The sequence below is a fragment of the Thermoanaerobacter sp. CM-CNRG TB177 genome (genome assembly GCF_018588165.1).
In the GTDB taxonomy this organism is placed as follows: Bacteria; Bacillota; Thermoanaerobacteria; order Thermoanaerobacterales; family Thermoanaerobacteraceae; genus Thermoanaerobacter; species Thermoanaerobacter thermocopriae.
Genome location: NZ_JAFCAC010000027.1, coordinates 6,145 through 12,453, shown reverse-complemented (window position 1 = coordinate 12,453; position 6,309 = coordinate 6,145). Strand labels below are relative to the sequence as shown.

General features: G+C 32.0%; 6 protein-coding genes, 1 tRNA gene and 1 other annotated feature. All 7 genes read right to left on the bottom strand.

Features of this window, described 5'->3' with window-relative positions; genetic code table 11:
• Positions 1 to 115: 115 nt before the first annotated feature.
• Complete coding sequence (thrS, locus tag I4N53_RS01685; RefSeq protein ID WP_214495438.1) at positions 116 to 2,020, bottom strand: threonine--tRNA ligase; 1,905 nt, start codon at positions 2,018 to 2,020, stop codon at positions 116 to 118.
• Between the two features lie 53 nt (positions 2,021 to 2,073).
• Positions 2,074 to 2,265: a binding site (T-box leader), on the bottom strand.
• Between the two features lie 52 nt (positions 2,266 to 2,317).
• Positions 2,318 to 2,917: a DUF445 domain-containing protein gene (locus tag I4N53_RS01680; RefSeq protein ID WP_003867234.1), complete on the bottom strand. Its 600-nt coding sequence runs from the start codon at positions 2,915 to 2,917 to the stop codon at positions 2,318 to 2,320.
• A gap of 84 nt (positions 2,918 to 3,001) precedes the next feature.
• On the bottom strand, positions 3,002 to 3,880 hold the full coding sequence (gene ytxC / locus I4N53_RS01675) for a putative sporulation protein YtxC (RefSeq protein ID WP_214495437.1): 879 nt from the start codon (positions 3,878 to 3,880) through the stop codon (positions 3,002 to 3,004).
• Positions 3,881 to 3,935: 55 nt separating this feature from the next.
• A complete protein-coding gene (locus tag I4N53_RS01670; protein WP_214495436.1) occupies positions 3,936 to 4,670 on the bottom strand; it encodes a DUF6873 family GME fold protein in 735 nt (244 codons plus the stop codon).
• A gap of 58 nt (positions 4,671 to 4,728) precedes the next feature.
• On the bottom strand, positions 4,729 to 5,685 hold the full coding sequence (locus I4N53_RS01665) for a response regulator (RefSeq protein WP_012269162.1): 957 nt from the start codon (positions 5,683 to 5,685) through the stop codon (positions 4,729 to 4,731).
• Between the two features lie 98 nt (positions 5,686 to 5,783).
• On the bottom strand, positions 5,784 to 6,119 hold the full coding sequence (locus I4N53_RS01660) for a thioredoxin family protein (protein ID WP_214495435.1): 336 nt from the start codon (positions 6,117 to 6,119) through the stop codon (positions 5,784 to 5,786).
• A gap of 111 nt (positions 6,120 to 6,230) precedes the next feature.
• Positions 6,231 to 6,305, bottom strand: a tRNA-Cys gene (locus I4N53_RS01655).
• Positions 6,306 to 6,309 lie beyond the last annotated feature (4 nt).

Below are 6,309 nucleotides of genomic sequence, written 5' to 3'. Positions count from 1 at the left end.
TGTTTTGTTTTCCATAATCTATTTTATCACAGGGGTTGTCTCTTGTTTTTTTTTACTCAAAAAATCCTACGATAATTTTACACTATGAATGCCCCTTTAAAGGAGCATTTTGATTTTATAAAGCTTTTGTGGCGATTTCTTTAAGAATTTTTTCTATAAACTCATTTAAGGAAATATCGCCTAGATCCCCTTCTTTTCTTGACCTTAAAGATACTGTCCCTTGTTCTACTTCTTTATCCCCTACAATCAGCATATAAGGAATCTTTTGAAGTTGTGCCTCTCGTATTTTGTATCCTATTTTTTCATTTCTGTCGTCTAATTCAGCTCTTATGTCATTTTCCAACAGACGCCCGTATACATTTTGGGCATAAGCATAGTGTTTATCAGATATAGGCAAAACTCTAACTTGTACTGGCGCCAGCCAAGTTGGGAAAGCCCCTGCAAAATGTTCAGTAAGAATTCCAATAAATCTTTCTATACTTCCGTAAATTACCCTGTGCAACATTATAGGTCTGTGTTTTTCTCCATCTGGGCCTATATACTCCAGTTCAAACCTTTCAGGCATCTGGAAATCTAATTGGATAGTTCCACATTGCCATGTACGACCTATGCTGTCTTTTAAATGAAAATCTATTTTGGGCCCGTAAAATGCACCATCCCCCTCATTAACTTTATATGGTAAATTCACGCGATTTAAAGCAGAAATCAAAGCATTTGTAGCCAATTCCCAGTCTTCATCAGACCCCATAGAATTTTCAGGACGTGTAGACAATTCAACAAAATACTCAAAGCCAAAAATTTTATAGAAATAATCCACTAAATTTATAACCCCTAAAATTTCATCTTCAACCTGCTCAGGAGTCATAAACAAGTGAGCATCATCCTGAGTAAAACTTCTTACTCTCATAAGCCCATGCAAAACTCCTGAGAGTTCATGTCTATGCACTAAACCCAATTCACAAAGTCTCAAAGGCAAATCCCTGTAACTGTGCATTGTAGACTTGTAAACAAGCATTGCTCCAGGGCAATTCATAGGCTTTATTGCATAAGTCTCTCCGTCTATTTCAGTGAAATACATATTCTCTTTATAGTGGTCCCAGTGTCCTGACCTACGCCATAATTCTTCATTCAAAATTATAGGAGTTTTTATTTCCTGATAACCATGCTTTATATGTTCTTTTCGCCAAAAATCTTCTAAAATGTTTCTTATAATCATTCCCTTAGGATGGAAAAAAGGAAAACCTGGTCCTTCAGGGTGGATACTAAACAAATCTAACTCTTTCCCTAATTTTCTATGGTCTCTCTTTTTAGCTTCCTCTAACATATGTAAATATTGATCTAACATGCTTTTTTTAGGAAAGCTTATTCCATATATTCTTTGAAGCATTTTATTTTTTTCGTCGCCTTTCCAGTAGGCTCCAGCAACTGACAACAATTTAACAGTCTTTACCATACCTGTTGACATAAGGTGAGGTCCTGCGCAAAGGTCAGTAAATTCTCCTTGCTTGTAAAAAGAAATTTCCTCCCCTTCTGGTATTTCTTCAATTAGCTCCACTTTATAAGGTTCACCTTTTTCCTCCATTAATTTTATTGCTTCATCCTTTGGAAGGACAAATCTTTCCAACTTATAATCTTCTTTTATAATTTTATTCATTTCCTGCTCTATAGCTTCAAAGTCTTCTGTAGTAAAAGGCCTATCTGTGTCGAAGTCATAGTAAAAGCCATTGTCTATAGCCGGACCAATTGCCAATTTCACATCTTTAAAAAGCCTTTTTACAGCTTGTGCTAAAATATGGGAAGAAGTGTGCCAATAAATTTTTTTTCCTTCTTCATCATCAAAAGTCAAAATTTCTAATTTTCCGTCCTCTTCAATTTTTGTATTAAGTTCCACTACTTTGCCATTAAACTTTCCACCGACGGCTTCTTTTGCTAATCTTTCACTTATACTTTTAGCTATTTCATAAACTGTCATACCCTTTTCAAATTCTCTTTGTGTGCCATCCTTTAATATTATAATCATTCAATTACCTCCTTTGTAAAATTTTTCTCTTAAATAAAAAACCTCTTACCCCGTAAAGAGGCAGAGGTTATCTGCGGTTCCACTCTTTTTTATACTCTGGTATTATATCGGAATAACCGTTCGGACTCATCATCCGCAGCTCCGGGGTGGTCTTCGATATTCAGAACATTTGAATGATCTCAGCCTATGTCATTCAATCTCTGTGATGTTCTTTAAATATCTACTTTCCCCCTCATTGCTTTAATATTTAATTTTTTAATCATTATATCTTCCTCTCGGACATTTGTCAATAATAACTTATAAAAATTGTATCACAATTGCTTGCAATACTCCTATTAGAAACCCTAAAACTCCCCCCATAATCTCTATCATATAAAGTTCACTGTGAGCAATTTTTATCACCACATCCTCCAATTTTTCTAATTTGAAGCTTTTTATTTTTTCCTCTACAATTTCTGATATTTTAAGTTTTGTTGAAATAATCTCTACCACTTCATTAGAAGGAGAATTTAAAAATACTTCTACTTCTCTATTTATAATATCACCAATGTAGTTTGATATCATCTCTTTTATAGCCTTGGGAAGAAAAGAAGGAAGCTTATTTTCTGTAACTTCTTTAACTTTTAAGTCCAAATTCGATAATAGAAACTTGCGATTTTCTTCTGTTAAAAGCCTGTCCCATAAATCATTAAAAGATAACAATTCTCTTTCCACAATTTCACCTATTGATTTAGCAATTTCATATTTTCTTTTAGGGATAAGTCCTTGTAATGTAATACCAAAAATTTTTACGGGTTTCAAAGGCTTAAATAGCATTTTAACGGCGACAAAATTCGTAAGCCATCCAATAGCCGCTCCTACAAAAGCTAAAAATAGCATCCTTATTAAAAATTGCATTCCACCACCTCTAAATTTTAAAAAATCACAAATATAATAATATCAGATTTTGACGAATTTTAAAACCCAGCTTTAAAAGCTGGGCTATTTTTCACATTTAATCTTTGAACACAATTCACAGCCATAACAAATTTCTACTTTGTCATTAAAAACTTTTTTAACCGTCTCTAGAATTTCATTATCTCTCATATTGTTAATAGAATGAAAAAATATTTTTTTAGGAGCAATGGTTATAAGCGTGCTCATCAAAGCATCTTCATCACTTATAACACCATCTTTTAATTCAGTAACTATTTCATTAATAAAATCATTAGATATTGGTTTGTTATTTTCATCATAAAGTTTAAATTTGCCATTTTTATCGACAATGATATTCAATATTTCAACTTTTGAATCCTGTAATTCGACGAAGTATTTAAGTAAACCTATAAACTCGTTGTACTCTTTTTTCATTAAAAATTCATCAACAGCTTTGTCTGTTACTTCGCTAAGTTCACCAATAAAATCCCTCAGTCTAAAGTTCACAAACCCTTCTAAGTCTATATAATCACTCTCTTTTAAAAAATCTCTTACCAATACAAAAATTTGCTCTTTTTTTGCTAATTTAAATGTCTCTTTATTCACATCATCTTCCAAAATATTGTAAGCGATTTTTTCTATTTCCTCCTTTTCATCTTCTGAAAAATAATGGTAATATTTATTGATTAATTTTTTTATTATCCGTTTGTCAATTTGGTTAACAATTATATCTGAAATAGCTTCCGCTATATAATTTCTTATTCTCGCAACATTGCTAAAGCCTTGTTTATCCTCCACTTTTAAGCTATAATAGGTAACTGAGCCACATACATTAGAATTTATCGCAACTTTTATACCATTTTCAGCTAAATTTTTTAAGCCATGTTTTAAATTTTCTCCATCTAGTTTTAAATCCTTTGAAACACCTATGGAAAATAGTTGCAATTTTCTCACTCCCTTCGTTAATAGTATATGTCTCTTTTTATCATTTTTATCTGTTTTAAATCAGTGGAATGATGGAACCAATGTCTTTTATTTGTTTAAAAGTAAGATAAACAATTTCAATTCCTTTTTTATTTAAAAATTCAATAATTTTTTCATAATTTTTGTGAGATTTAAATACACCAGTCACCGCTAATTTTTTCTCTCCTATAAGCCCCATTGCACCGCCAATAAATCCATATTCAAACCCCTTTAAAAAAACGCCTCCGGGTTCTATCAAAAGCGCTTCAAAACCATTGCTAACTGCCACCTCAAATATTCCTTTGTCTGAAGTTATAAAGCTATTATCATCTATGATTGCCATATTACATTTTGTATAACCTTGCTTTACATTTAAAAACTTGACACCTTTTCTTTCTAAGGACTCTCTTAAAATAGGATCTGTGTACTTCAAATTGTGAAAAGCTGTGTTTCCCAATCTTGCTACATTATATGCGATATCATAAGGATAGTTACGTTTCAAAAAAGTTTGTCCTATTTTTACTTTTAAACCTATCAATTTCAATTTGCATATAAACTCTGGTGTCACATTGGGAGCTACAATGACTTCTCCATCTCCCAACGGATGCAAAAGTATATCAGGATGGAAAGAAATAGCATCGTATAAATCTACACATTTTTCTGTATATACAACTTTTATTCCTAACTTAAACAAGCTATCTCCAATTTCCCTCTCTCTTCCATCAATTACAATCCATTTAAAATTGCCATGGGGAACAAAAGGATTAAACATTTTTTCACCTCTTTTATACAAAGATAGGGCATACTGTTGTATGCCCTTAACCTTTTCTTTAACCTTTTCTTCTATCTTTTAAATAACAACTTCCATCCATTGTCTTTAATTTCTTTTTCAATTCAGCAGCTACTGCACTTATTTCCAAATCATTTTTAAAATCTCTAAATTCATTTGTGACAATAGCAATAGAAATTGACACCAGTGGAAACATCATCTTTTCGCCAGTCCTACCAATTGTCTCTATGTAACCCCGTTTTCTATCTTCATCGTCATATAAATACTTTATTTCCTCATCAAAGCGAGAAATTATATACTTACACATCTCTTCAGCTTTATCAGGAGTAGTAATTATCACAAAATCATCTCCACCTATGTGTCCCAAAAAATCTCTTTCATTTCCAATCAGATTTACAGCATCTGATAAAATTTTGGCTGTAAGTTTTATTACATTATCTCCTCTTAGAAAACCATAGTAATCATTATAAGACTTAAAATTGTCCAAATCAATATACAAAATGGCATAAGGCTTGTTTTCTTTAATTCGCCTTTTTATTTCTTCTTTAATGTCAATATTTCCTCTAAGACCAGTAAGAGGGTTGGCCATTCTGTTGTGTTCTATCCGCTGAAACAAATTATTGACTTTAAACAGAAGTTCTTTGTCATTAAAAGGTTTCACTAAATAATCATCTGCACCCAATTCCAACCCTTTAATTTTTTCTTCAAAATTGTCCTGTGAAGTCAAAAGTATTATAGGAAGCATCAAATTTTCTTCTTCTTTCCTCAAAATTCTTAAAAGGTCAAAGCCATTCATGCCTGGCATAACTATATCTAATATTACCATATCAGGTAGTTTATTCCTGTATATTTGTAAAGCCTCTTCTCCATCTTTAGCCTCTAGCACCCCATACCCAGCATTTTCTAAAATATCTTTCAAAATTTTCCTTGTAAGTTTGTTATCATCGACAATAAGAATGTTTCTCCCCTTCACAATGCTTCCACCACAAAAAAACATTTAACAACCCCATAATATTATATAAAAATTTTGGCAAAAAAACTACTACTTTAGCAAATTAAATTTAAATTAAAAATGAAAAAATTTTACATAAAATTTTATGCAGTTTCTTCAAAGAAAAGAGAGTAATATTTTGAAATTTTTTCTTCCAATGTGTCCATACTTATAAAACGAGCCTCTCTTATTGCCTCTTTTCCATCCACATAAACTATTACAGTAGGAACAGTAAAAACAGAAAACTTACCAGAAGCCAGCGGAATCTCGTCAATAGGAATGTGAAAACTTTTTATTTTTGGATAGTTTACTAGCATTCCTTCAAGTTTAGGAAGCAATGAAGTACATATTCCGCAATCTTGTGTAGGAAAATAAAGAAATACCATATCATTTTCCTTTATAATTTGTTCTATATTTTCTATGTCGATAATTTTCTCCATAATTTCCCTCCTACCCAAAAGACTATAAACAATTAGATTTTAAAAATTAAAAAATATAAGCCCCTTCCAGGGCTTTTTCATAACCTTATTCACTAAAGTTTCATATTTTTATGGAGGCGACACCCGGATTCGAACCGGGGAATAAAGGTTTTGCAGACCTCTGCCTTACCACTTGGCTATGTCGCCATAC